The following is a 22159-nucleotide window of genomic DNA, read 5'->3' as shown; positions in this document are numbered from 1 at the left end:
CCGAGATAGACCGCAACAAGCCCATTGGCGTGGGCTGCTCCTTTGGCGAGGAGCGGCGGCGACGTTGCCTTTGAAGGCAACAACGGGCGTGCTTTGGCGAGCGCGCGCCGACCGGCTCATCGTGGCCGGGGGCGGGCGTTATGTCCAGAGCGAAAGCTTAAAGCCGTCCGACCAGTCTCTCGGCTGGTTTCGACCCCCCGGCTCCGGCGCCGATTGCCGGGCAGGCTGTCGAAAGCCTTTCCGAGAACCGCCATGCACAAGCAGACCCTCGCTCACATCATCGACGCCGACACTGAACTGAACAATGCGCAGTTCATATACGGCGGGCTCGACTACATGATCGCTCGCTTAACTGATGGCCAGGAGAGCGATCTGGTCGACGCAATTCAGCACGCTCTCATTGATCTCTCGACGTCTTTGTTCAGGATCAATGCTGCCACAACCGCGGCTTATGAGGCCGAGAAAGCGAGAGCGGGGTTGCGCGCCGTGGCCTAACGCTCGGCTTCGGCCGGGCGGGTTTTTTTGCGTTTCAGCCTCGCTCGGCCGCCCGAAGGCTGAAAGCCTAGCTCGTCAACGAACGACGAGAACAAAATACGAAAACGAAATCCGACGATGTGAGATTCGCGTGTTACACTCGCGTCGTCGGCACAGCCTAGCGGCCTAGCCGCCCTCTATAGATCAAATGTATCAACCGACGCGAAGAGCATCGCGCCGATCGAGGAGACGTGTGTGATGAGCATCAGACAAAACTCGGTTCCGCCTCGATTAACTACGGCTTCGCTATCTCTCGATGGATTGCAGCGGCTCGATGAAGCGTCTTCGAATGTATTCTATATTTTGGAGGACGTCGGTAGCGTTGTTTGTGAAATACATCACCATTACGAAGTTACGCCTGTGAATGAAGCCGGTCACGCGGTCGCGTATTCTCTCGCAGGAAGGGCTGTGCAAGCTATCAAGATCAGCATCTTCCGAAATGTAAGACGAGGGCTTGGCGGCGAATGCCGTCTATATGGACCAATGGGGGAGAGAAGCTTAGATTCTGCTATCGCTATCTATGGATTAGATGCGGTCTTCCGAGACATTGTTGGGACGTACGCAGGCGGAGTTGCTGAGCTTCGTTATGACGCTCGCCGAGCTCATTCAGGTAGGAAAACCGACGCTCAGATCGCCGAGCAAATATGTAAAGCTCTAGACTATGCTGGGCATACCGAACGCTTTGAATGCCAGCGGTGGGCATGGCGCGAGACTTGCCGAATGTTTTCTGATCCAGCGGTTTGGGCGGCAACCGTCGAGATCGCTGATCGGCTAAAGTCCTCGCGGGCTCTAACAGTCGCGTCCGTCACCGGTGGCGTCGTGCGAAAAATTATCGCCCGACACCTTCCCGACGGTTGGGAATGGTCCGAACCACCCCTCGGGCAAACACTCGAGGCCGCATGACCCCCGCTAACGACAACATCAGCGCGGACGCTTCGAAAGAAGCGCTCCGCGCCTTCATCCGAGCGCTGGCACGACATCAAGCGCGTATCGACGCCGCAGCCGCAAACGACAATGAGCCTGGAGTGCCCGCATGCGTGCAGCCGTCTACGCCCGCTTCTCGACGGACCTCCAAAATGACCGCTCTGTCGACGACCAGATCGACCTCTGCCGCGACTACGCGCGCCGCCATGGCTGGACCGTCGTAGCGGCATTCCGAGATCGGGCTCGATCTGGCGCCTCGATGTTTGGTCGCGACGGTCTCGCTGCCCTCATCGAGGGGGCGACGGCGCGTGAGTTCGACATCGTCGTCGCTGAAGCGGCCGATCGCATTTCGCGCGACATGGCCGACCTCGCCGGCCTCCACAAGCAGTTTGCGTTCCGCGGAATTGAGATCGACTGCGTCAACGGCGGTCGGCTCGACACGCTGCAGATCGGGGTCCACGGCCTCGTCGGCCAGATGCAGAGGGAGGAGGGGGCTAAAAAGGTCCGTCGCGGCATGTCTGGCGTCGTCCGTGATGGGCGGAACGCGGGCGGTCGCGCCTATGGCTACCGGCCGATACTAGGCCAGCCCGGCAAGCTTGAGATCGTGCCCGAGCAAGCGGACGTCATCCGTCGCATCTTCGCGTCTTACGCAGATGGAACCGCGCCACGGGCGATAGCAGCCGCCCTAAACGCTGACGGAGTTCCGGCGCCGCGAGGCGAGCGCTGGAACGCATCGACCATCAACGGGAGCGGGACGCGCGGCCACGGCATTCTTCGTAATCCGCTCTACGATGGGCGCATCGTCTGGAACCGGGTCCGGATGGTGAAAGACCCATCGAACGGCAAGCGCGTCTCCCGACCGAACGATGCGGGCCAGCATCAGGAGGCCTTGGCCGAAGAGCTTCGCATCATCGAGCATGATCTCTTCGAGGCCGTGCAGGCCCGTAAGGCGGCCACCGGCGGCGAAGCGGCACGGCGGGCACCAAAGACGCCTCGTGTGCTCTCTGGCCTCCTGCGCTGCTCCTGCTGTGGCGGGGGCATGACGCTCGTTGGGACCGACCGGAGTGGGCCGCGGGTTATGTGCAGCACTCGTCGTGAGTCCAGTAGCTGCGAGAACGGAGCACGCTATTACGTGGAGAGGCTCGAGCATCTCGTGGTAAGCGCGATCGGTACGCAACTGGCCGATCCGGATCTGCTGAACGACTACATCGGCGAGTATGTCTCAGAGCGACGGGAGACTGAGAGCGGAGCGCGCGCGGCGAAGGCCGCAACTGAGCGGGCGCTTGACGTCACAAAGGAGAAGATGACGCGCGTCACCGACCTATTGGTCGATGGGCTGCTTGAGAAGGCGGATGCAACGGCGCGCCTCGCCTCCCTGCGAGCCGAGGAGGCGCGTCTCAAGCGCGAACTCGCCCTGGCTGGCCGAGTCGCATCGATCATCGATCTCCAGCCTATCGCCATGACACGCTACCGCGACAACGTCGACGCGCTGTCTAGAACGATGGCGGACGCGTCTAGGATAGACCCCGCACTCACCCGGTCGTTCCGCGATCTGGTGGCGGGCGTAATCGTGCTTCCCCGCGAACGGAGAGGAGAATACGCGGTCAAAATCGAAGGAAAACTGTCGGGCCTCGTCGGCCCGGACCTGTCGGCTATACCGTTGGTAGCGGAGGAGGGACTCGAACCCCCGACACGCGGATTATGATTCCGCTGCTCTAACCAGCTGAGCTACTCCGCCCCGGTCGAAGGCCGCCCGCATCGGGCTGCGCCGAAGCGCTCAAGGCGCGCGGATATAAGGAAGCGGCCGAAGCGGTGTCAAGCGACGCGGACGCGGGGCCGCCCGTCTCAGCGCCTGCGCGTCGTCTTCGCCGCGACCGGCGCCTGCGCGTCGTAGCCGACGACGATCCGCCAGCCGGCGAAGCGGTTGGCGGGGATCGGGATCGAAATCGCGTCGTCGATCTTGGTGAAGTCCGCCATGGTGGCGCCCGCCGGCACGGTGACGTCGACAAGATGGAGCTGCGAATAGACCGGCCGCGACCCTTCGTCGACGACGGCGATCCTGAGCGGCACGCGATAGGTTCCCGGCGCGCCCTTGGGGCCGAGCACCACGCGGCCCTGGACGCCGATGCGGATCGCGGCCTCGACGCCGAGCGTCGAGCACTCGCGCGCCGTCTCGGCGATCGATGCCTGGTAGCGCACGTCGAAGGCGTCGGTGGAGCCCGCAGGCTCGATCACGCGATGGGCCGAGGCGCCTTCGAGGATCTCGATCGGCGGGCAGGAGCGCTTGATGTCGTCGGCCGACGTCTGCAGCGGCGTCGGATTGGAGGTGCCGAGCAAAAACTTCGTGCCGGCGTCCGGGTTCGCGGCGGCGCGGTTGGGATCGTCCGGGCTCACGGTGCCGCAGGCGGCGAGCGCAAGGCAGGCGAGGGGAACGAGCGCCGCCCGGCGCAGGCGGGCGAGGATCGGAGTGACGCGACGCATGGACCTGTTCCCGAACTTCCGCCGCGCCGGCCCGCGGCGGCGAGCCTTATAGCAAGCCCCCGGACGGCTTGGAAAGGCGCGGCCGCCGCAGGGCTGCGACGGGATGGGCGCGCTTGACACTCCCGGCGCGCCCGCCCCATCTCGAGGCCGACGCAATGTGAAGGTGCGATCGCCGCCCGATGTCCGCCAAGCCGCCGCTCAAGGTCCTGCTCTGCGCGCCGCGCGGCTTCTGCGCCGGCGTGGTGCGGGCGATCGACGTGGTGGAGGCGGCGCTCAAGCGCTTCGGGCCGCCGGTCTATGTCCGGCACGAAATCGTGCACAACCGCTATGTGGTGGACGCGCTCAAAGCCAAGGGCGCGGTCTTCGTCGAAGAGCTCGACGAGGCGCCGGACGGCGACGCGCCGGTGATCTTCTCGGCGCACGGCGTCGCGAAGTCGGTGCCGGAGGCGGCGCGGGCCCGGAACCTCTTCGCCATCGACGCCACGTGCCCGCTCGTCACCAAGGTGCATCGCGAGGCGGAGGCGCATCACAAGCGCGGCCGCCTCGTGCTGCTGATCGGCCATGCGGGCCATCCGGAGGTGGTCGGCACCATGGGGCAGCTGCCGCAAGGCGCCGTGATGCTGGTCGAGACGGAGGGCGACGTCGCGACGCTTGAGGTTCCGGACGGGCGCGATCTCGCTTACGTGACCCAGACCACGCTCTCGGTCGACGACACCGCGGGCGTGGTGGCGGCGCTCAAAGCGAAGTTCCCCGCGATCCACGGACCGCACAAGGAAGACATCTGCTACGCCACCACCAACCGCCAAGAGGCGGTCAAGCGCGTCGCGCCGGACTGCGACGGGCTGATCGTGGTGGGGGCGCAGAACTCGTCGAACTCGCAGCGGCTGCGAGAAGTCGCCGAGCGCGCCGGCTGCCCGACGGCGCGGCTCGTGGCGCGCGCCTCAGACATCGACTGGTCGGAGTTTGCGGCGATTTCGACGCTCGGCATCACGGCCGGGGCGTCGGCTCCCGAGGTGCTGGTCGAGGAGATCATCGACGCGTTCGCCGAACGCTACGAGGTGACGGTCGAGACCGTGTCGACCGCTGACGAGAGCGTGTTCTTCCCGCTGCCGAGGGAACTTCGTCCGGCGGCGGAGTGAGAGCGTGAAATTAAATGAAAAACATTCAGATCATCGACGGCGCCAACAACTGCACCTTTTCAATTTTTCAAGCGACCGACGAAGAATTTTTCTTGATATTTCCTGATCCGGGGCAAGACATCGAGTTCGCCGAGGATCTCTTCACTCGTTTAGGCGAGGAGTCGCGGGCGCTTGATGAGCTTTGGGAGCGACCTATCCCGAAGCCCGACGCCAATGGGATACACAGCACGTTGTTTTATCAGTTTGAAAGCAAGAGATACTGTTTTCCCGCAACGAAACGCGAGCGGGATTGGCATCCCGCTTCGATCAATTCCGCGCAGAGGCGGATGTACCAGAGTATCAAAGGTTCTTAGCAGTTCTTCGCAGTTCACCGATCTGCACCACTATCGTGCGACGTGTCGGCTCTGATCAGTACGCCTGTCCCAGCTGAACCTGCGCCTGCGCCATCGCGGGCTCAGGCGAACCGCACACCTCGGCGTCGCTCGCCGCGTTCCAGCTCGGATCGAGCTTGAAGCGGTAGCGGCCGTCGCAGGCGGCGACGCGCGGCGGACGGGCCGTGCGGTCGAAGGCGTCGTGGCCGACCTTCAGCATCTCCCAGAAGGGCATGTTGGGATCGTCGGCGTGGCGCGCCATGTTCGCCTCCGTCATGCGGAACGGGAAGGCGTGGAACGGCACCGACTCCTGGCCCGACAGCAGAGCCTCGCGCACCAGCGCGTAGATCTCCTCCACGTTTTTGTGGGTCATCGCGTAGCAGCCGACCGACTTGCAGCCGCCATGCACCATGATGTGGTCGCCGGTGCGGCCGAGCGAGCGGTCGAAAGCGTTCGGGAAGCCGATGTTGAACGCGAGATGGTTGCGCGACCACGGGTTCAGGTTCTTGCGCTCGATCTCGTAGAAGCCTTCGGGCGCCTGTTTGTCGCCCTGACGGATCTTTGGCCCGAGTCTCCCCGAGAACCTGCAGATCTCGTAGGAGCGCAGCAGCGCGTACTGGCCGTTGCGCTCCTGCTTCCAAACCTCGAGCTGCGCTTCTTCCTTGAAGACGCGGATGAAGATCGGGGCGGTGCGCGGCATGTCGAGCCGCTTCATGAGGCTCACCGTCGCGATCGAGACCGAGCCGGTCTTGACCTTGGCCTGACGACCCGACGAACAGGCGGCGAGCCCGAGGGCGGCCACAATGACGAACGCGACGCGCACGAGCGTCGCAAGCGACGACGTACTCATATCGCCGGCATGCTCCCAACTGACACAGCCGCAATACTGGCGCGGCCGTCCCCAGGGTCGGCCGCCGGGTCTTAACGGGCTGTGAACGACGTCACGCCGCGAAGCGATTCCGGCCGGCGGCCTTGGCCTGGTAGAGGGCTGCGTCGGCGCGGCCGATCGCGAGGCCGAGATCGCTCTCGCCGGCCTCGACGGCCGCGACCCCGATGCTGACCGTAAACGCCGCGACGCCAGGCCCGCCGGCCGCCACGCGGCCCCTGATCTCCTCGGCGAAACGGCAGGCGCGGGCGGCCGTCGTCTGCGGCAGCAGCGCCAGAAACTCGTCGCCGCCGAGCCGGAACAGACGGCAGCCGGCGGCGGGGGCCGAAGCGGCCGCCTGCGCGGCGAGCGCCACCAGCACGGCGTCGCCGGCTCCGTGACCGTCGCGGTCGTTGATCGCCTTGAAGTGATCGATGTCGATCAGCACGACGCCAAGCCCCGGCGCCACGGGGTCTGCGGCGAGCGCCTCCTCGAGCGCGCGTCGGTTGCCGGCGCCGGTCAACGGGTCGCGCGACGCGCGGTCGCGAAGCGTGCGCTGCACATGTTCGCCGGGCATCGCCAGCAGGCCGAGATAGAGCACCGGCAGCAGCAGCTGGTCGGAGAGATGCGGCACGATCGCAAAGCGCTCCGCCCAGGCGCCGAACAGCGTGTCGACCACCACCGATCCGACATATCCGAACGCGTAAGCCCCCATTGCGCAGCCCGCGATTTTGCGGCCGAGCGTCGGGCGGTTCTGCGGCCCGAAGACGAGCGCGGCCGCGACCGAGAGCACGCTGACCGCAAGCCCCACCGTGCCGAACTTGAGGCAGGCGGCTCGCGCGTCCTCGGGCGTTTCGGCGAAGGGCAGCGGCGCGGCGTAAAGCAGCGCCGTCAGGGTGACGGGAAGCGCCATCCATCCCTGGAACGCCGGACGGCCGTCGAAGAGGTTCGCGCCCGAGAGCACGAGGGCGTTCGAGAGCGGCAGCACCGCGAACAGCGCCGCGCCGAGGAGCGAGGGCGGAGGGCCCTCGAGCGCCTCGAAGGTCGCGAGCAGCAGCACGTAAAGGACCGAGGACACGCCCCAATGGAGCAGATGGGCCTCGCTCGCCCGGCCGCGCCACAGCGCCAGGAACACCAGCGCAAAGGCGACGCTCGCGAGCAGGCTGCAGAGCCGCAGCGTCGGCAGGTCTGGCTCGGAGAAGAACATGGGCGCGGAGCGTGAGGACGTACTCAGGAACCGTTACGACAGACATGGTTAACGATCTGCCGCATTTCGCCCTGTCCCCAGCCTCGCCTTCGCCGGACGCCGCGTTGCGGCGCGGCGCGCGAGCCCTTAAGCACGGGCGCGCCGCTTCACCGTCCCGCGAGTTGCCTCCGAATGGCCGTCTACACCGAAGTCTCCGACGACGATCTCGCCGCGTTCGTGGCGGCCTACGACATCGGCGACGTGGTCTCGTTCAAGGGGATCGCCGAGGGGGTCGAGAACTCGAACTACCTGCTCGCCACCACCAAGGCGCGCTTCATCCTCACGCTCTACGAAAAGCGCGTCGACAAGGGCGACCTGCCGTTCTTCCTCGGGTTGATGGAGCATCTCGCCGAGCGCGGGATCACCTGTCCGCTGCCGGTCAAGGCGCGCGACGGCGAAGCGCTGCGCACGCTGTGCGGACGCCCGGCCGCGGTCGTGACCTTTCTCGACGGCGTCTCGGTGAAGAAGCCGACGCCCGCCCATTGCGCCGAGCTCGGGCGCGCGCTCGGACAGCTTCATGCGGCCGGCGAAGGCTTTTCGATCCGCCGTCCCAACGCGCTGTCGGTTTCGGGCTGGCGGCCGCTCGCCGATGCGGCGAAGGGGCGGAGCGACGTGGTCCAGTCAGGGCTCGACGCCGAGATCGCGGCCGAACTCGACGTTCTCGAGCGCGCTTTCGCGAAGCTCGACCTGCCGGCGGGCGTGATCCACGCCGACCTCTTCCCCAACAACGTGCTGTTCCTCGGCGACCGGCTGTCGGGGCTGATCGACTTCTATTTCGCCTGCGACGACGCCTACGCCTACGACGTCGCGGTCTGCCTCAATTCGTGGTGCTTCGAGCCCGACCAGTCGTTCAACGTGACGAAGGGCAGAGCGCTGCTCGAGGCCTATCACGCCGCGCGTCCGCTCTCGGACGCCGAGATCGACGCGCTGCCGACGCTCGCCCGCGGCTCGGCGATCCGCTTCCTGCTGACCCGCCTCGTCGACTGGCTCGACACGCCGGCCGGCGCGCTCGTGAAGAAGCTCGACCCGCTCGAATATTTCCGGAAGCTCCGCTTCCACCAGCAGGCGGGAAGCGCGGCCGACTATGGATGGCGCGGGTGAGCGCGCCGGGCGAAACGGCCAGCGCCGTCGAGATTTTCACCGACGGAGCCTGCTCCGGAAATCCCGGCCCCGGCGGCTGGGGCGCGATCCTGCGGTTCGGCGCGGTCGAGAAGGAGCTGTCGGGCGGGGAGTCTCCACCACCAACAACCGAATGGAGCTGCTCGCCGCCATTTCGGCGCTCGAGGCGCTGAAGCGGCGGTGCACGGTCGTGGTCCACACCGACAGCCAGTATCTGCGCGACGGCGTCACCAAATGGCTCGCCGGCTGGAAGCGCAACGGCTGGAAGACCGCGGACAAGAAGAAGGTCAGAGAACCAGGACCTTTGGGAGCGCCTCGACGCCCTTCTCAAGGCCCACGACATCGAATGGCGCTGGGTGAAGGGCCACGCAGGACATCCCGAAAACGAGCGCGCGGACGAGCTCGCCCGGATGGGCATGAAGCCGTTCAAGGAGCAGCCGCAGGGCTGAGGCGCAGGCTTCGGCGCGGCGGGAAGTTTCGTCGTCGCAGGCCCTCGCCGAACGGCCCCCGCCCATCCATATCCCCTCGCGAAAGCCGATACGCCGACCCGAGCGAGGCCGTCGACCGTGAGCGAAAGCTCGTTCTTTTCTGACCTTCTCGCGAGCATCGCCCAGCAGGGGCGGCGGCTGCTCGGCCCGGCTCCCGAGGCTCCGCGCGCCTCGGGCCTCGACGCGTTGAGGCTGGAATGCGAGGCGCTTCTGGAGAGCACCGGCGAAGCGTCGCGCATCGCCGTGGCGCGCTCGGTGCTCGACCATTGGGCGGCGAGCGGCGAGGAGGTTCGCGCGGCGTTCTTCCTTGTGCTCCGCCAGGATTTCGGCCCCGATCGCGAGCGCCTCGCCAAGGCCGTCGAGGCCTGGGGCGCCGCCCCGACGCCGGAGAGCGAGGCGGCGCTTCACGAGGCGGCAGAGCCGCGCCGGCAGGAGCTGATCCGCCGCCTCGCGCTCGCGCCCGACGGCATGGCCGGGCTGATGCGCATGCGCGAGGCGCTGCTCAGGCTGCTGCCGGTCAACCGGTCGCTGAAGGTGGTGGACGACGACTTCGCCCATCTCTTCAGCTCGTGGTTCAACCGGGGCTTCCTGGTGCTGCGGCCGATCGACTGGACGACGCCGGCGAACGTGCTCGAGAAGATCATCCGCTACGAGGCGGTGCACGAGATCCGCGACTGGGAGGAGCTGCGTCGGCGCCTCGAGCCGCCGGACCGGCGCTGCTTCGCGTTCTTCCACCCGCGCCTCGTCGACGAGCCGCTGATCTTCGTCGAGGTCGCGCTCACCCAGTCGATGCCCGAGAGCGTCGCCGAGGTGCTCGATCCCGGCCGCGAGCCGATCCGCGCCGAGGAGGCGGGGGCGGCGGTGTTCTATTCGATCTCGAACTGCCAGGACGGGCTGCGCGGGGTCTCGTTCGGCAACTTCCTGATCAAGCAGGTGGTCGAGGACCTGCGGCGCGACCTGCCGAGATCGCGACCTTTCGTGACGCTCTCGCCCGTGCCGGGCTTCGCCGAATGGCTCTCGGGCGAACTCGCCGATCCGGCCTCCGACACGCTCGCGGCCGAGGATCGCGAGACGCTCGCCGCGCTCGAGGACCGCGGTTGGATGGACGACGAGCCCAAGGCCGAGGCGCTGCGCCCGGCGCTGGCGCGGGCCTGCGCCATCTACCTCGTCCACGCCCGCAACCGGCGCGGCCAGCCGGCCGATCCGGTGGCGCGCTTCCATCTCGGCAACGGCGCGCGGCTCGAGCGCGTCAACGTCATGGCCGACCGCTCGCCGCGCGCGGAGCGGCAGGCCCACGGCATGATGGTCAACTACCTCTACGAGCTCGACGAGATCGAGCAGAACCACGAGGCCTACGCCGCCCGGGGCAAGGTCGCGGCCTCGACCTCGGTGAAGCGCCTCGCGCGCCGGCCGAAGGCGGCCGAGAAAGAGACGGAAGCGGCGCGCTGAGGCGCGGACGCGCTCCGCGCCTTTCCTTTTCATGACGGTTATGTGATCGGCGAAGGCAGCGTCGGCGCGGCTAACGTGCCGGCCCTCTCGTCGCCCGCATCGATCCGTCCATGACCGTCCGCCTCCGCATCGTCGTCTTCGCCGTCGTCACCGCGGTCTTTGTCGCGATGATGATCGGCGTGATGGCGTTCGCGCTGAAGCTCGCGGACGACTTCGTGCAGCGGGTCGACGCCGTGCACCGCCGGTTCGAGGTCATCGCCGAGCTCGACGGCAACGCCAACAACTACGCGGAGCAGATCGCCGAGGTGCTGCTGCTCGGCGCCGAGCAGATGCCGGATTTCCATCAGGCGCGGGACGAGATGCGCGACGCCTTCGAGCGGCTGAAGGAGGTGACGCGCGCCGAGATCTCGACGATGCACGATCTCGAGGAGGTGCGGCGCGAGCTCTCCGACGTCGAGACGGCGAGCCGGATGGCCGAGCTCTACCGCGCCATCGACCAGGCGGCCGAGCGCGTCTTCGCGCTCCAGCGCGAGGGCAAGCACCGAGGCGGTCGAGCTGTTTCGCCGCGAGGTCGAGTACAAGCTTTCGAACGACTTCGAGAACCTGCTCGAAAGCGCGCTCGACGACGAGCGCAGCGAGGTCGCGCGCGAGCTTTCGGAGGTCCGCACCCAGCAGCGCCGGCTGCTGTTCGGCTCGGTCGCGATCGGGCTGCTGGCGCTGATCAGCGGCGCGGCGCTCGCCTTCGGGCTGAGCCGCTCGATCGTGCGGCCGCTGCAGGCGCTCGCGGCCGGCGCGCGCGCGATCGCCGACGGGGCGCTCAGCCACCGGATCGCGGTGCGCGGATCCGACGAGTTCACGGCGCTGTCGCGCAGCTTCAACGAGATGGCGACGGCGATCGAGGCGCAGCGCTCCAGCCTGATCGCCGCGCAGGAGCGCCTCCATTCGGAAGTCGAGGACCGGACGCGCGAGCTGCGCGACGCCAACGCCAAGCTCAAGGACGTCGACGTCCGCCGCGCGCAATTCCTCGCCGACGTCAGCCACGAGCTGCGGACGCCGCTGACCATCCTGCGGGGCGAGGCCGACGTGGCGCTGCGCGGCCGCGCAGATCCTGGCCTGCTGCGCGACGCGTTGAGCGGCGTCCAGGCGCAGGCCGGGGAGCTGTCGGCGCTGCTCGACGACCTCCTCGCCTTCGCCCGCTCCGACGCCGGCGACCAGAGCCTCGAGCGCGCGTCCGTCCACGCCGTCGACCTCGTTCTGGCCGCCGTCCAGGAGGGAGAGGTTCTGGCCGCGCCCCGCGAGATCCTGATCGAGACGGACCTGAGGGCGGGCGACGCGCGCATCGACGTCGACGCCCGCAGGCTCCGGCAGGCTTTGATGATCGGGCTCGACAACGCCGTGAAATACTCGCCCGACGGCGGCCGCGTCCGGGTGTCGACCTCGGTCGAGGGCGGGCGGCTCGCCATCGCGATCGCCGACGAGGGCGTCGGGATCGCCGAGGAGGACCGGGACCGCGTGTTCGAGCGCTTTTACCGGGGCCGGGACGCCGGCCACAACGTCAAGGGGCTCGGCATCGGCCTCGCCATCGCCAAGGATATCGTCGAACGGCACGACGGCGAGATCTCGCTCGGCGACGGGCCGACCGGCGGAGCGACGCTGATGATCGTGCTGCCGCTCATCGAGGACGACCGGGCATGAACATTCTCGTGGTCGAGGACGACCGGCGCATCGCGAGCTTCTTGAGCCGCGGCCTGGAGGCGGAAGGCTATCAGGTCACGGTCGCCGAGGACGGCCGCGACGGGCTGGAGCACATCCGAAACGGCGGCTTCGACCTCGTGATCCTCGACCGCATGCTGCCTTACGTGAACGGGCTCGAGGTCTGCCGCATCGTGCGGGAGGAGAAGCGCCCGGTCCTGATCCTGATGCTGACCGCCAAGGACGGCATTCAGGACAAGGTCGAGGGTCTCAAGGGCGGCGCGGACGACTACCTCACCAAGCCGTTCTCGTTCGACGAGCTGCTGGCGCGCCTTGTCGCGCTGAAACGGCGCAGGGTCAGCCAGGACGACCCGACGACGCTGACGGTCGGGGAGCTCGTGCTCGATCCCTCGTCGCGCCGCGTGGTCTATCGCGGCCGCCCGGTGACGCTGACGGTGCGCGAGTTCGACCTGCTGAAATATCTGATGGCGAACGCCGATCGGGTGGTGAGCCGGCAGCGTCTGCTCAACAGCGTCTGGGAGTACGGCTACGACCCGGGCACGAAAATCGTCGACGTCTACATCCGCTATGTCCGCAAGAAGCTCGAGGACGAGGGGCCGGACTCGATCATCCAGACCGTGCGCGGCGTCGGCTACATGGTCTCGACGCAGGCGCCTTAGAGCGTGATGCGATCTCATTCGCTCAGGCCGTCATGCCCGGGGGGGGGGCATGACGAGTGGTTCATCCTTAAATCATCGCGCCTTAGTGGTTCCAAGCCGGAGCGCTCAAATTTTCTTGACGGATCTGCTATAAAGCCAAAAAATCGCGTATCAAGTTTGTCTCATGAAACTATTATTCGGCCCGCGTAGGCTAAAACGGCCTTCGTCGTATTTTGGTCTCGGGTTTCTCTCCAAATTCTAACCTGTCGCTCAACCAGATCTAATCACGCACGTCTATCTCTCTCCTCAGGAACGCCGCGCAGCGTGGCGTCGGGATGGAGAACGGTCAGATGGCCAAGATCAACGGCGACGGCAGGGCGAACGAGCTTCGCGGCACCAACTTCGACGACGTCATCAACGGCAAGGGCGGCAATGACGAACTCGAAGGCAATGGCGGCAACGATAAGCTTTATGGCGGCTCGGGCAACGATGACCTCGAAGGCGACAGCGGCAACGACACCCTCGAAGGCGGCTCGGGCAATGACGAGCTCGACGGCGGCTCGGGCAACGACGTCCTGAAGGGCGGCAAGGGCAACGACGAGCTCGACGGCGGCATCGGCAACGACATCCTGACCGGCGGCAAGGGCTTCGACACCTTCAAGTTCGAGCGCTTCGACGGCGCCGACACCATCACCGACTTCAAGTCCGGCCAGGACACGATCGAGTTCGACATCGACGGCCTCGACTTCCGCGACCTGACCATCGCCAACAATGGGTCGGGCGACGCGGTCATCACCTGGGGCGACGCCGGCTCCTCGATCACGCTCGACGGCGTCGACGCCGCGAGCCTCGGCCAGCGCGACTTCGTCTTCGACGACTGATCCTCGCCACGGCCTGACCATTCTTGAGAACGGCGCGCTCCTACCGAGCGCGCCGTTCGTCGTTTTTGCGACGAGCGTCGTCGTCGCCCCTTCGCCCGAAGCGCGGTAAAGTCGTCCTCGGCCTCACGGCCGCGTGAACGTTCGATGGAGCCCGCGATGGCGGAAGCGCAGCGCAGAATGGACGCGCCCGACACGCGCGCCGACGATCCGGTCGAGGCCGCCCCGGAGGCGGGCGTCGTCGCCGCCAGCGTCTACGCCGGCGGGCGGCGCGTCGCGGGCGTCGCGATCGAGGACACCGGGCGCTGGGCGCGCGAGCCCGGCCATTTCGTCTGGATCGGGCTGCTCGAGCCGAGCCTCGACCTGCTGCACCGCGTTCAGAGCCAGTTCGACCTGCATGACCTCGCGATCGAGGACGCGGCGCAGGCGCACCAGTCCCCGAAGCTCGAACAATATGGCGAGGACGCCTTCATCGTCGCGCGCACCGCGCAGATGGTCGACGGCCGCATCGCCTTCGGCGAGACCCATCTCTTCGTCGGCGAAGGCCACATCGTCTCGGTGCGGCACGGGCCCTCGACCTCCTACGGCTCCGTGCGCCAGCGCTGCGAGAGCTGCCGGGTCGTGCTGTCGAGGGGCGAGCACTACATCCTCTACGCCATCCTCGACTTCATCGTGGACAACTACGCGCCCGTCCTGCAGGCGATCCATGACGAGGTCGACGAGATCGAGGATCAGGTGTTCGGCGAGCAGTGCGGGCGCGTCGACGTCAAGCGCCTCTACATGCTGCGCCGCGACCTCCTGCGCCTGCGCAACGCCGCGCTGCCGCTCGGCGACGTCTGCCAGCGGCTGCAGCACGCCGAGGTCGTGTCGATCGACCCCTCGATGCTCCCGCTGTTCCGCGACGTCTCCGACAAGATCCGCCGCGTGCAGGAGGACATCGATGGCCTGCGCGAGGTGCTGGCCTTCGGTTTCGAGGCGAGCCTGATGATCGGCCAGGCCGAGCAGACCGACGTCTCGCGCCGCCTCACCGCCTGGGCCGCGATCCTCGCGGTGCCGACCGCGATCGCGGGCATCTACGGCATGAACTTCGCCAACATGCCCGAGACCCAGATGCAGTACGGCTACTTCTACGTGCTCGGCGGCATGGCGACGATCTGCATCAGTCTGTTCGCGGCGTTCCGAAGGTCGGGGTGGCTGTAAGGGAAGGGCGCGCGCCTTGGCTCAAGGCAGTTCGTACTCGCCTTCCATCTCATCCATCGCGACGGCGTCTGAGATGGTCGTGTAGGTCCAGACGCCCTTGCCTTTCAGGCCGGCGTATTTGCCGGTGCCGCCGGTGAACTCGACCGTTCCCTTGTAGATCGGCGGCGCCTGCTCGGTGTCCGAGAATTTCGCGAACACCTTCGAACCGTCGGCGGTCGTGAACGTCTTGTAGCCGCCGGCGACCATGCTCGAAGAGTCCGACAGGTAGAACAGCTGATACCTGGCTTTCTCCAGAAACCCGCCGCCTGCGCTCACGATCATGCCGTCTTGCTCGAGATAGAGGAGCGTATGGTCCTTGACGTCCTCGAGCGTCGTCATCGTCTGCTTCGTCGTGACGAGCACGGCGCGGGTTTTGATCTTGCCGGTCTCGCCCGCGAAAGCCGCGTCCGGCGTCCCGGCGCCGGCCGCCCCCAAAGACAACAGCGCTGCAAAGGCGAGCCATTTACCGGACGGTTTACTTAGCATCTGACAACCTCCCTGCGGCGACGTCTATGGTGATTTAAACACCCATGACAGGGGCCGAGATCTGGTCCTAGTATGTTACTGTAACATCGCGATCGAACGAACGGGGAGGCGGAGCGATGGCGGCGCGCTTCAACGAAGCCGAGCGGTCCGCAGTGCGCGCGCATCTCGATGATATCCTCGGCAGCGAACCGTTTCTCAAATCCGGACGCCGCCAGCGGTTTCTCGAATACATCGTCACGGAGACGCTCGAAGGCCGGGGCGGCGCGCTGAAAGGCTATAGCGTGGCGGTCGACGTCTTCGATCGTCCCGCCACTTTCGATCCGGCGCTCGACCCGATCGTCAGGGTCGAGGCGGGGCGTCTTCGCGAAAAGCTCCGCGATTACTATGCCTCCGCCGGGCGACCGAACGATGTTCGGATCGAATTGCCGAAAGGGCGATACGCGCCCCGGATCGAAATCGGGACGGGGCCGTCGGCGCTTGCGCGGCGGGGTCGGGAGCCAGACGCCGCCCGACCAACGCTGGCCGTGCTTCCCTTCGTCAATCTCAGCGGCGACCGTAGCAACGATTATCTTGGCGACGGCCTGGCGGATGAGCTCGTCACCGATCTCGGGCGGATCTCGGGACTTCGGGTCGTTTCGCGGCACTCGTCCTTTCTTTGCCGGAACCCGGACCTTCCACTGGCGAACATCGCCGACGCGCTGAAGGCCCGCTTCATCATCGAGGGCAGCGTCCAGGTCGAGCGGGCTCAGGTGAGAGTGTCGGCGAACGTCCTCGATCCCGCCTCTGGCGGAAGCCTGTGGTCAGCGAGATTCAAAGGGGACCGGCGCGAACTGTTCTCCATGCAGGACCAGATTTCGCGGGGCGTCGCGAGCGCCCTGAGCGTCAAGCTCACGCCCCGCGAAAGCGAACTTGTCGGTCGGCGCGGGACGGAAAGCACGCGAGCGCACGACGCTTTGCTCAAAGGCTTGTCGCTGTTCTGCGGCTATTCGGAGACGACCTGCGCGGAGGCTCAGGATCACTTTCGCGAAGCGACGCGTCTCGACCCCGCTTACGCCGCCCCGCACACATGGCTGGCGCGGAGCTACGTGCTCCAGCACTGCATGAACTGGAGGACCGACGTCCAATCGCCTCTCGAACCGGCGGTCGCGCATGCGCAGACGGCCGTCGCGCTCGACGGCGACGCGCCGCTGGCGCACGCCGTTCACGGCTGGACCCTGCTTTTCCTCAGGGACGGCGAGGCCGCGCTCGCCGCCGCCCGACGGGCCTGCGCGATCGATCCCTGCTCGCCGGACGGCAGGATGTTCCAGGCGCTCATCGAAGCGTCGACCGGCCGAACCGCCGAGGCCGACCTCAGCATCGAGGCGGCGATGGCGCTGCAGCCGCTTCCATCGAGTTTCTGCTTCTATGCGCTCGGCATGTGCCGGTTCGCCGCCGCGGACTACGACGGGGCCCGCGAAGCGCTGCTCCGCTCGACGGAGGTCAACCCGGCGTTCCTGCCCGCGCATTACGCGCTCGCGATCACCTATGGCGTCTGCGGCCGGGACGCGGAAGCCGTGGCGACGGCCGCGATCGTCCGGCTGAAAGCCCCGTTCATCGCCAAGACCTTCTTTCTGGCCCCTGGCCCGGCCAAAGCCTATCTCGCCGGGCGCCGCGCCGGCGGACTTGGATGACGGCCACTGCACCGCTGCAATCAACTCACCGCGACCGGCGCCCATGGACTGTGCGCCTCCGGCACCTTAAGTCCGGCTCGCAAAGACCCTCCGCGAGCCTCATGTCCCCCATCATCTCCATCACGGGCCTGGCGAAGACCTACGCCACGGGCTTCCAGGCGCTCAAATCCGTCGACCTCGAGATCGAGAAGGGCGAGATCTTCGCGCTGCTCGGCCCGAACGGCGCCGGCAAGACCACGCTGATCTCGATCGTCTGCGGCATCGTCATGCCGAGCGAGGGGACGGTCACGGTCGGCGGCCACGACATCCAGAGCGACTTCCGCGCCGCCCGCGAGATGATCGGTCTGGTGCCGCAAGAACTGTTCACCGATCATTTCGAGAGCGTGTGGGCCTCGGTCAGCTATTCGCGCGGCCTGTTCGGCAAGAAGCGCGACGACGCCTTCGTGGAGAAGACGCTGAAGGACCTGTCGCTCTGGGACAAGCGCGACTCCAAGATCCTGACGCTGTCGGGCGGCATGAAGCGGCGCGTGCTGATCGCCAAGGCGCTCGCCCACGAGCCGCGCGTGCTGTTCCTCGACGAGCCGACCGCCGGCGTCGACGTGGAGCTCAGGCGGGACATGTGGGCGCTGGTGCGGAAGCTCCGCGAGACCGGCGTCACCATCATCCTGACGACCCACTACATCGAGGAAGCCGAGGAGATGGCCGACCGCATCGGCGTCATCTCCAAGGGCGAGATCATCGTGGTGGAGAAGAAGGCCGACCTGATGACCAAGCTCGGCCGCAAGGAACTGCGGCTGGCGCTTCAGGAGCCGCTCTCGGAGATCCCGACGAGCCTCGCCGGCCACCAGCTCGAACTCGGCGCGGAGGGTTCGGAGCTCGTCTACACCTATGACGCCCAGCGCGATCGCACCGGCATCACGGGCCTGCTCACGGATCTCGCCGCCGCAGGCGTGCATTTCCGCGACCTCCAGACAAAGCAGAGCTCGCTCGAAGAGATCTTCGTCGATCTCGTGAAGGACAAGCGATGATCGTCAACCACCGGGCCGTCGGGGCGATCTACCGCTTCGAGATGGCGCGCGCCTGGCGCACCGTCATGCAGAGCGTGATCTCGCCCGTGCTCTCGACCTCGCTCTATTTCGTGGTGTTCGGGGCCGCCATCGGCAGCCGCATCCAGGAGATCGACGGCGTCGCCTACGGGGCCTACATCGTCCCGGGCCTCATCATGCTGACGCTGCTGACGCAGTCGATCGCCAACGCCTCGTTCGGCATCTATTTCCCGCGCTTCGCCGGCACGATCTACGAGCTCTTGTCGGCGCCCGTGTCGTTCTTCGAGGTGGTGGTGGCCTATGTGGGCGCGGCGGCGACCAAGTCGATCATCATCGGCCTGATCATGCTGGGCACCGCGGCGCTGTTCGTGCCGCTTCGCATCGAGCATCCGGTCTGGATGGTCTGCTTCCTGCTGCTGACGGCGATCACCTTCTCGCTGTTCGGCTTCATCATCGGCATCTGGGCCGACGGCTTCGAGAAGCTGCAGCTCGTGCCGCTGCTGATCGTGACGCCGCTCACCTTCCTCGGCGGGGCGTTCTACTCGATCGACATGCTGCCGCCGTTCTGGCGGACGGTCTCGCTGTTCAACCCGGTGGTCTATCTGGTGTCGGGCTTCCGCTGGAGCTTCTTCGGACAGTCGGACGTCGGGGTCGAGGTGAGCCTCGCGATGACGTTCCTGTTCCTGGCGCTCTGTCTCACCGGCGTGTGGTGGATCTTCAAGACCGGCTACCGTCTGAAGGCGTGAGGCGGCTGTCCCGGGTCGGACTCGGAGCCGCCGCCGTCACCCCGGCCGAAGAGCCGGGGTCCATGAACGCGACACGTCGAGAATGCCAGCGCAGGGGCGTCGGCTCTGGATGCCGGCTCTTGGCCAGCATGACGGCTGAGCGTCTCGCGCCTTCTCCTGCGCGCCCTTACGCCGCCTTCTCGCCCGCGCCTTCCGCGATGCGGACGATGTCGGCCATGATGGCGGTGAGGTCGAAGTTCTTCGGCGTGTAGACCGCCGCGACGCCCATCGCCTTCAACTGCGTCTCGTCCTCGGGCGGGATGATGCCGCCGACGATGACCGGAACGTCGTCGAGTCCCTCCTTCCGCATCCGCTCCAGCACGTCGCGCACCAGCGGCACGTGGGAGCCCGAGAGGATCGAGAGGCCGACCACGTGGACGCCTTCCTCGAGCGCCGCGTTGACGATCTCGGCCGGGGTGAGGCGGATGCCCTCGTAGACCACCTCGAAGCCGCAGTCGCGGGCGCGCACCGCAATCTGCTCGGCGCCGTTGGAATGGCCGTCGAGCCCGGGCTTGCCGACGAGAGCAGCTTCAGCCGCCGCCCGAGCGTCTGCGAGGCGGCCTCGACCTGCTTGCGGACTTCCGCGATGGCGTCGCCGCCGCTCGCCTCGCGCACCGCCTTGCCGACCCCCGTCGGGGCGCGGTACTGGCCGAAGATGTCGCGCAGTGTCTGGCCCCATTCGCCGGTGGTGGCGCCGGCCTTGGCGGCCGCGATCGAGGCCTCCATGACGTTCCGGTCTTCCTTGGCGGCGGCGGAGAGTTCGGCGAGCGCCTTGTCGACGGCGGACTGGTCGCGCTGCGCCTTCCAGGCGTTGAGGCGCTCGATCGCCTCCTGGCCGACGCTTTCGGGAACGGTCTGGATCGAACCCGAGCCGGTCGAGAGCGGCGAGGGCTCGCCGTTCTGGAACTTGTTGACGCCCACCACGATCTGGTCGCCGCCTCGATCGCGGCGAGGCGGCGGGCGTTGGACTCCACGAGCCGGCCCTTCATGTAGCCGGCCTGGACGCTGCGATCGCGCCGCCCATCGTCGATGCGGGCGAGTTCGGCGCGCGCCTCCTCCTTCAGCGCCTCGACCTTGGCGTCCATCACCGTCGAGCCGTTGAAGATGTCGGCGTATTCGAGGATGTCGGTCTCGTAGGCCAGGATCTGCTGGGCGCGCAGCGACCATTGCTGGTCCCAAGGACGCGGCAGGCCGAGCGCCTCGTTCCAGGCCGGAAGCTGAACCGCGCGGGCGCGCGCGTCTTTCGAGAGCGTCACCGCGAGCGTCTGGATCAGGATGCGATAGACGTTGTTTTCAGGCTGCGGCTCGGTGAGGCCGAGCGAGTTGACCTGCACACCGTAGCGGAAGCGCCGGGACTTGGCGTCTGTCACGCCGTAGCGGTCGCGGGTGATCTCGTCCCAGAGGTCGACGAAGGCGCGCATCTTCGCGATCTCGGTGATGAACTTCATCCCGGCGTTCACGAAGAACGAGATGCGCTGAACCGTCTGGGCGAAGACCTCCTCGGAGGGGTTGGTCTCCTTCACCTCGTCCAGCACCGCGACGGCGGTGGCGAGCGCATAGGCGAGCTCCTGTACCGGCGTCGCCCCGGCCTCCTGCAGATGGTAGCAGACGTTCATCGGGTTCCACTTCGGCAGCTCCGACGTGGTGAAGGTGATGACGTCTCGGATTAGCCGCAGCGAGGGCGCCGGCGGGAACACGTAGGTGCCGCGCGAGAGATATTCCTTGATGATGTCGTTCTGCGTGGTGCCCTGCAGCGCGGTGCGGTCGGCCCCCTGCTCCTCGGCGAGCGCGACGTAGAGCGACAGCCAGGGCCGCGGTCGCGTTGATCGTCATCGAGGTGTTCATCTGCTCGAGCGGAATCTCGTGGAAGAGAGTCCGCATGTCCCGAGATGGCTGACGGGCACGCCGACCTTGCCGACCTCGCCCTTGGAGAGCACGTGGTCGGGGTCGTAGCCGGTCTGGGTCGGCAGGTCGAAGGCGACCGACAGGCCGGTCTGGCCCCGGCTCAGGTTCGACTTGTAGAGCTTGTTCGACTCCACGGGCGAGGAGTGGCCCGCATAAGTGCGGAACAGCCAGGGTTTGTCGGCCATCGCCTTGTCGCCTCGCATCACGGATTGCGCGCAGGGGCCCGGGAGCCCCGCCTCCCGCGAGCATTTACCTCACGTGTGCGGCGCCGCAATTCGCAGATCGCGGACGGACGGCTTACCAGTAAGGCGCCCAGGCGCTCGCCACGAGCTCGTTGGCCTCGCCCGCGAAGGTCTGCGGATAGGCCGAGGCGACCGAAACCGGCGCGATGGAGGCGAGCACGGGAGCCGCGGGCGCGATCACGCGCACGGCGGGCTTCGGCTTGATGGCCGCGACCGCCGCGAGCGCGGTGCCGGGCGCGGGCTTGTCGCCGCCGCCATAGGCGAGCGGCGTTTCGGCGCGGAGCGGTTCGGCCTTCGAGGCGAGCGCCGCCTGAACGAGCGGCTCGGCCAGCGCCTCGTCGCGCTTGGCGGCCGCGACCGCCTTCGCCATCGAGGCGAAGGGCGCGGCCTGGCGGCGCTTCTCGTAGAAGGCGTTGCCGCCCGAGACGAGCACGTAGTGCATGTTCGGATATTTGAAGCGCATGTTGGCGACGTGGAAGAACATCGCGTCGCCGGCGGCCGGGGGGCGGCGGCCCTTGATGACGGCGTCGGCCATCTGGCGGGCGCGCTCGGCGGCGGCGCCCGTCATGGAGCGGCTGAGAACGCCCGGCGCAAATTGCTGGGGGCGCCGACGACGCCGCAGATCGAATTGCCGTAGCGCCCGGACTTGAGGCGGTTGGCCACCACGGTGCCGACCGCGAGCATGCCGTCTTCGGCGCTCTTGTCGCTCTCGAAATACATGGCGCGGGCGAGACACTCGCGCTCGGAGCTGCGCCCGGCCGGCTTGGCGGCCGCGGCCCTGAACTTGGCCTGCGGGGTGGCGGCCGGCGCGGCCGAGGGCCCGGACAGCGGCTCGATCTTGGTCGGAGGCGTGAAGGACGGCTGTTCGGCGCGGGAGGCGGCGGCCGCGCCGAGGGGCGAGGCTTGCGAGCAGACTGGCGCGCGCGACGTGCCGTGCCTTC

20 protein-coding genes, 1 tRNA gene and 2 pseudogenes are annotated in these 22159 nt (G+C 67.1%); 14 read left to right on the top strand and 9 right to left on the bottom strand.

Annotated features, from left to right (window positions below; translation table 11 throughout):
- The first annotated feature begins 252 nt into the window (after nt 1–252).
- Together K6K41_RS10300 and K6K41_RS10295 are read left to right on the top strand one after the other, a co-directional pair.
- Nucleotides 253–495, top strand: a complete 243-nt coding sequence (locus tag K6K41_RS10300) for a hypothetical protein (RefSeq protein ID WP_261404955.1) — start codon at nt 253–255, stop codon at nt 493–495.
- Nucleotides 496–1567: 1072 nt separating this feature from the next.
- A complete protein-coding gene (locus K6K41_RS10295; protein ID WP_261405699.1) occupies nt 1568–3163 on the top strand; it encodes a recombinase family protein in 1596 nt (531 codons plus the stop codon).
- Here K6K41_RS10295 and K6K41_RS10290 read toward each other — a convergent pair.
- Nucleotides 3120–3196, bottom strand: a tRNA-Met gene (locus K6K41_RS10290). The genes K6K41_RS10295 and K6K41_RS10290 overlap by 44 nt on opposite strands.
- A gap of 107 nt (nt 3197–3303) precedes the next feature.
- The gene (locus K6K41_RS10285; protein WP_261404954.1) at nt 3304–3939 is read right to left on the bottom strand and encodes a hypothetical protein; all 636 of its coding nucleotides are present in this window, start codon (nt 3937–3939) and stop codon (nt 3304–3306) included.
- Nucleotides 3940–4118: 179 nt separating this feature from the next.
- Here K6K41_RS10285 and ispH point away from each other — a divergent pair, with 179 nt between their 5' ends.
- Nucleotides 4119–5078, top strand: coding sequence for a 4-hydroxy-3-methylbut-2-enyl diphosphate reductase (ispH, locus tag K6K41_RS10280; RefSeq protein WP_261404953.1), 960 nt, complete (start codon nt 4119–4121; stop codon nt 5076–5078).
- A gap of 14 nt (nt 5079–5092) precedes the next feature.
- The gene (locus tag K6K41_RS10275; protein ID WP_261404952.1) at nt 5093–5431 is read left to right on the top strand and encodes a hypothetical protein; all 339 of its coding nucleotides are present in this window, start codon (nt 5093–5095) and stop codon (nt 5429–5431) included.
- 55 nt (nt 5432–5486) lie between these two features.
- Here K6K41_RS10275 and K6K41_RS10270 read toward each other — a convergent pair whose 3' ends face one another.
- Together K6K41_RS10270 and K6K41_RS10265 are read right to left on the bottom strand one after the other, a co-directional pair.
- On the bottom strand, nt 5487–6299 hold the full coding sequence (locus K6K41_RS10270; RefSeq protein ID WP_261404951.1) for a L,D-transpeptidase family protein: 813 nt from the start codon (nt 6297–6299) through the stop codon (nt 5487–5489).
- A 91-nt stretch (nt 6300–6390) separates the two neighbouring features.
- Nucleotides 6391–7521, bottom strand: coding sequence for a GGDEF domain-containing protein (locus K6K41_RS10265; protein ID WP_261404950.1), 1131 nt, complete (start codon nt 7519–7521; stop codon nt 6391–6393).
- Between the two features lie 171 nt (nt 7522–7692).
- On the opposite strand from K6K41_RS10265, the gene K6K41_RS10260 reads away from it, so the two are divergent.
- The 3 genes and pseudogenes from K6K41_RS10260 to K6K41_RS10250 all read left to right on the top strand — a co-directional run bounded on the left by K6K41_RS10260 (nt 7693) and on the right by K6K41_RS10250 (nt 10616).
- Nucleotides 7693–8661 (top strand): homoserine kinase, encoded by a 969-nt coding sequence (locus K6K41_RS10260; RefSeq protein ID WP_261404949.1) that lies wholly within the window; start codon nt 7693–7695, stop codon nt 8659–8661.
- Nucleotides 8649–9128, top strand: a pseudogene (gene rnhA / locus K6K41_RS10255) (ribonuclease HI). The gene K6K41_RS10260 and the pseudogene rnhA overlap by 13 nt, the downstream one beginning before the upstream one ends.
- Nucleotides 9129–9245: 117 nt before the next feature.
- A complete protein-coding gene (locus K6K41_RS10250) occupies nt 9246–10616 on the top strand; it encodes a malonyl-CoA decarboxylase (RefSeq protein WP_261404948.1) in 1371 nt (456 codons plus the stop codon).
- Between the two features lie 38 nt (nt 10617–10654).
- On the opposite strand, the gene K6K41_RS10245 is transcribed toward K6K41_RS10250, so the two are convergent.
- Nucleotides 10655–11197, bottom strand: a complete 543-nt coding sequence (locus K6K41_RS10245) for a hypothetical protein (RefSeq protein ID WP_261404947.1) — start codon at nt 11195–11197, stop codon at nt 10655–10657.
- 181 nt (nt 11198–11378) lie between these two features.
- Between K6K41_RS10245 and K6K41_RS10240 the strand changes: the two genes are divergently transcribed.
- The 4 genes from K6K41_RS10240 (at nt 11379) to K6K41_RS10225 (ending at nt 15045) form a co-directional block, all read left to right on the top strand.
- Entirely contained in the window at nt 11379–12311 is a 933-nt protein-coding gene (locus K6K41_RS10240) for a HAMP domain-containing sensor histidine kinase (protein ID WP_261404946.1), read from the top strand.
- On the top strand, nt 12308–12988 hold the full coding sequence (locus K6K41_RS10235) for a response regulator transcription factor (protein ID WP_261404945.1): 681 nt from the start codon (nt 12308–12310) through the stop codon (nt 12986–12988). Before K6K41_RS10240 ends, K6K41_RS10235 begins: the two co-directional genes overlap by 4 nt.
- Nucleotides 12989–13317: 329 nt before the next feature.
- Complete coding sequence (locus K6K41_RS10230; RefSeq protein ID WP_261404944.1) at nt 13318–13848, top strand: calcium-binding protein; 531 nt, start codon at nt 13318–13320, stop codon at nt 13846–13848.
- A gap of 177 nt (nt 13849–14025) precedes the next feature.
- On the top strand, nt 14026–15045 hold the full coding sequence (locus K6K41_RS10225; RefSeq protein WP_261405698.1) for a magnesium and cobalt transport protein CorA: 1020 nt from the start codon (nt 14026–14028) through the stop codon (nt 15043–15045).
- 21 nt (nt 15046–15066) lie between these two features.
- Here the strand turns inward: K6K41_RS10225 and K6K41_RS10220 are convergent, their stop codons facing one another.
- Nucleotides 15067–15570: a hypothetical protein gene (locus K6K41_RS10220; RefSeq protein WP_261404943.1), complete on the bottom strand. Its 504-nt coding sequence runs from the start codon at nt 15568–15570 to the stop codon at nt 15067–15069.
- Nucleotides 15571–15686: 116 nt separating this feature from the next.
- On the opposite strand from K6K41_RS10220, the gene K6K41_RS10215 reads away from it, so the two are divergent.
- The 3 genes from K6K41_RS10215 to K6K41_RS10205 all read left to right on the top strand — a co-directional run bounded on the left by K6K41_RS10215 (nt 15687) and on the right by K6K41_RS10205 (nt 19032).
- Nucleotides 15687–17240 (top strand): tetratricopeptide repeat protein, encoded by a 1554-nt coding sequence (locus K6K41_RS10215; protein WP_261404942.1) that lies wholly within the window; start codon nt 15687–15689, stop codon nt 17238–17240.
- A 101-nt stretch (nt 17241–17341) separates the two neighbouring features.
- Nucleotides 17342–18268 carry an ABC transporter ATP-binding protein gene (locus K6K41_RS10210; protein ID WP_261404941.1) on the top strand — a complete coding sequence of 309 codons (927 nt, stop codon included), beginning with the start codon at nt 17342–17344 and terminating at the stop codon, nt 18266–18268.
- Entirely contained in the window at nt 18265–19032 is a 768-nt protein-coding gene (locus tag K6K41_RS10205; protein ID WP_261404940.1) for an ABC transporter permease, read from the top strand. The genes K6K41_RS10210 and K6K41_RS10205 overlap by 4 nt, the downstream gene beginning before the upstream one ends.
- Nucleotides 19033–19198: 166 nt before the next feature.
- Here the strand turns inward: K6K41_RS10205 and K6K41_RS10195 are convergent.
- The 3 genes and pseudogenes from K6K41_RS10195 to K6K41_RS10185 form a co-directional block, all read right to left on the bottom strand.
- Nucleotides 19199–21179 (bottom strand): annotated as a pseudogene (locus tag K6K41_RS10195) (methylmalonyl-CoA mutase family protein).
- Between the two features lie 94 nt (nt 21180–21273).
- Nucleotides 21274–21786 (bottom strand): hypothetical protein, encoded by a 513-nt coding sequence (locus tag K6K41_RS10190; RefSeq protein ID WP_261404938.1) that lies wholly within the window; start codon nt 21784–21786, stop codon nt 21274–21276.
- Nucleotides 21783–21938: a cell wall hydrolase gene (locus K6K41_RS10185; RefSeq protein WP_261404937.1), complete on the bottom strand. Its 156-nt coding sequence runs from the start codon at nt 21936–21938 to the stop codon at nt 21783–21785. Before K6K41_RS10185 ends, K6K41_RS10190 begins: the two co-directional genes overlap by 4 nt.
- Between the last annotated feature and the right edge of the window lie 221 nt (nt 21939–22159).

The organism is Chenggangzhangella methanolivorans (assembly GCF_019797865.1).
Lineage (GTDB): Bacteria > Pseudomonadota > Alphaproteobacteria > Rhizobiales > Methylopilaceae > Methylopila > Methylopila methanolivorans.
This window is presented reverse-complemented; position numbering and strand designations above follow the sequence as displayed.

Bases quoted from the DNA above. Each gene is read 5' to 3' on its own strand.
- K6K41_RS10300 (WP_261404955.1), top strand. From the start codon at position 253: ATGCACAAGCAGACCCTCGCTCACATCATCGACGCCGACACTGAACTG.
- K6K41_RS10295 (WP_261405699.1), top strand. From the start codon at position 1,568: ATGCGTGCAGCCGTCTACGCCCGCTTCTCGACGGACCTCCAAAATGAC.
- K6K41_RS10285 (WP_261404954.1), bottom strand. From the start codon at position 3,939: ATGCGTCGCGTCACTCCGATCCTCGCCCGCCTGCGCCGGGCGGCGCTC.
- ispH (WP_261404953.1), top strand. From the start codon at position 4,119: ATGTCCGCCAAGCCGCCGCTCAAGGTCCTGCTCTGCGCGCCGCGCGGC.
- K6K41_RS10275 (WP_261404952.1), top strand. From the start codon at position 5,093: ATGAAAAACATTCAGATCATCGACGGCGCCAACAACTGCACCTTTTCA.
- K6K41_RS10270 (WP_261404951.1), bottom strand. From the start codon at position 6,299: ATGAGTACGTCGTCGCTTGCGACGCTCGTGCGCGTCGCGTTCGTCATT.
- K6K41_RS10265 (WP_261404950.1), bottom strand. From the start codon at position 7,521: ATGTTCTTCTCCGAGCCAGACCTGCCGACGCTGCGGCTCTGCAGCCTG.
- K6K41_RS10260 (WP_261404949.1), top strand. From the start codon at position 7,693: ATGGCCGTCTACACCGAAGTCTCCGACGACGATCTCGCCGCGTTCGTG.
- K6K41_RS10235 (WP_261404945.1), top strand. From the start codon at position 12,308: ATGAACATTCTCGTGGTCGAGGACGACCGGCGCATCGCGAGCTTCTTG.
- K6K41_RS10230 (WP_261404944.1), top strand. From the start codon at position 13,318: ATGGCCAAGATCAACGGCGACGGCAGGGCGAACGAGCTTCGCGGCACC.
- K6K41_RS10225 (WP_261405698.1), top strand. From the start codon at position 14,026: ATGGACGCGCCCGACACGCGCGCCGACGATCCGGTCGAGGCCGCCCCG.
- K6K41_RS10220 (WP_261404943.1), bottom strand. From the start codon at position 15,570: ATGCTAAGTAAACCGTCCGGTAAATGGCTCGCCTTTGCAGCGCTGTTG.
- K6K41_RS10215 (WP_261404942.1), top strand. From the start codon at position 15,687: ATGGCGGCGCGCTTCAACGAAGCCGAGCGGTCCGCAGTGCGCGCGCAT.
- K6K41_RS10210 (WP_261404941.1), top strand. From the start codon at position 17,342: ATGTCCCCCATCATCTCCATCACGGGCCTGGCGAAGACCTACGCCACG.
- K6K41_RS10205 (WP_261404940.1), top strand. From the start codon at position 18,265: ATGATCGTCAACCACCGGGCCGTCGGGGCGATCTACCGCTTCGAGATG.
- K6K41_RS10190 (WP_261404938.1), bottom strand. From the start codon at position 21,786: ATGACGGGCGCCGCCGCCGAGCGCGCCCGCCAGATGGCCGACGCCGTC.
- K6K41_RS10185 (WP_261404937.1), bottom strand. From the start codon at position 21,938: ATGTATTTCGAGAGCGACAAGAGCGCCGAAGACGGCATGCTCGCGGTC.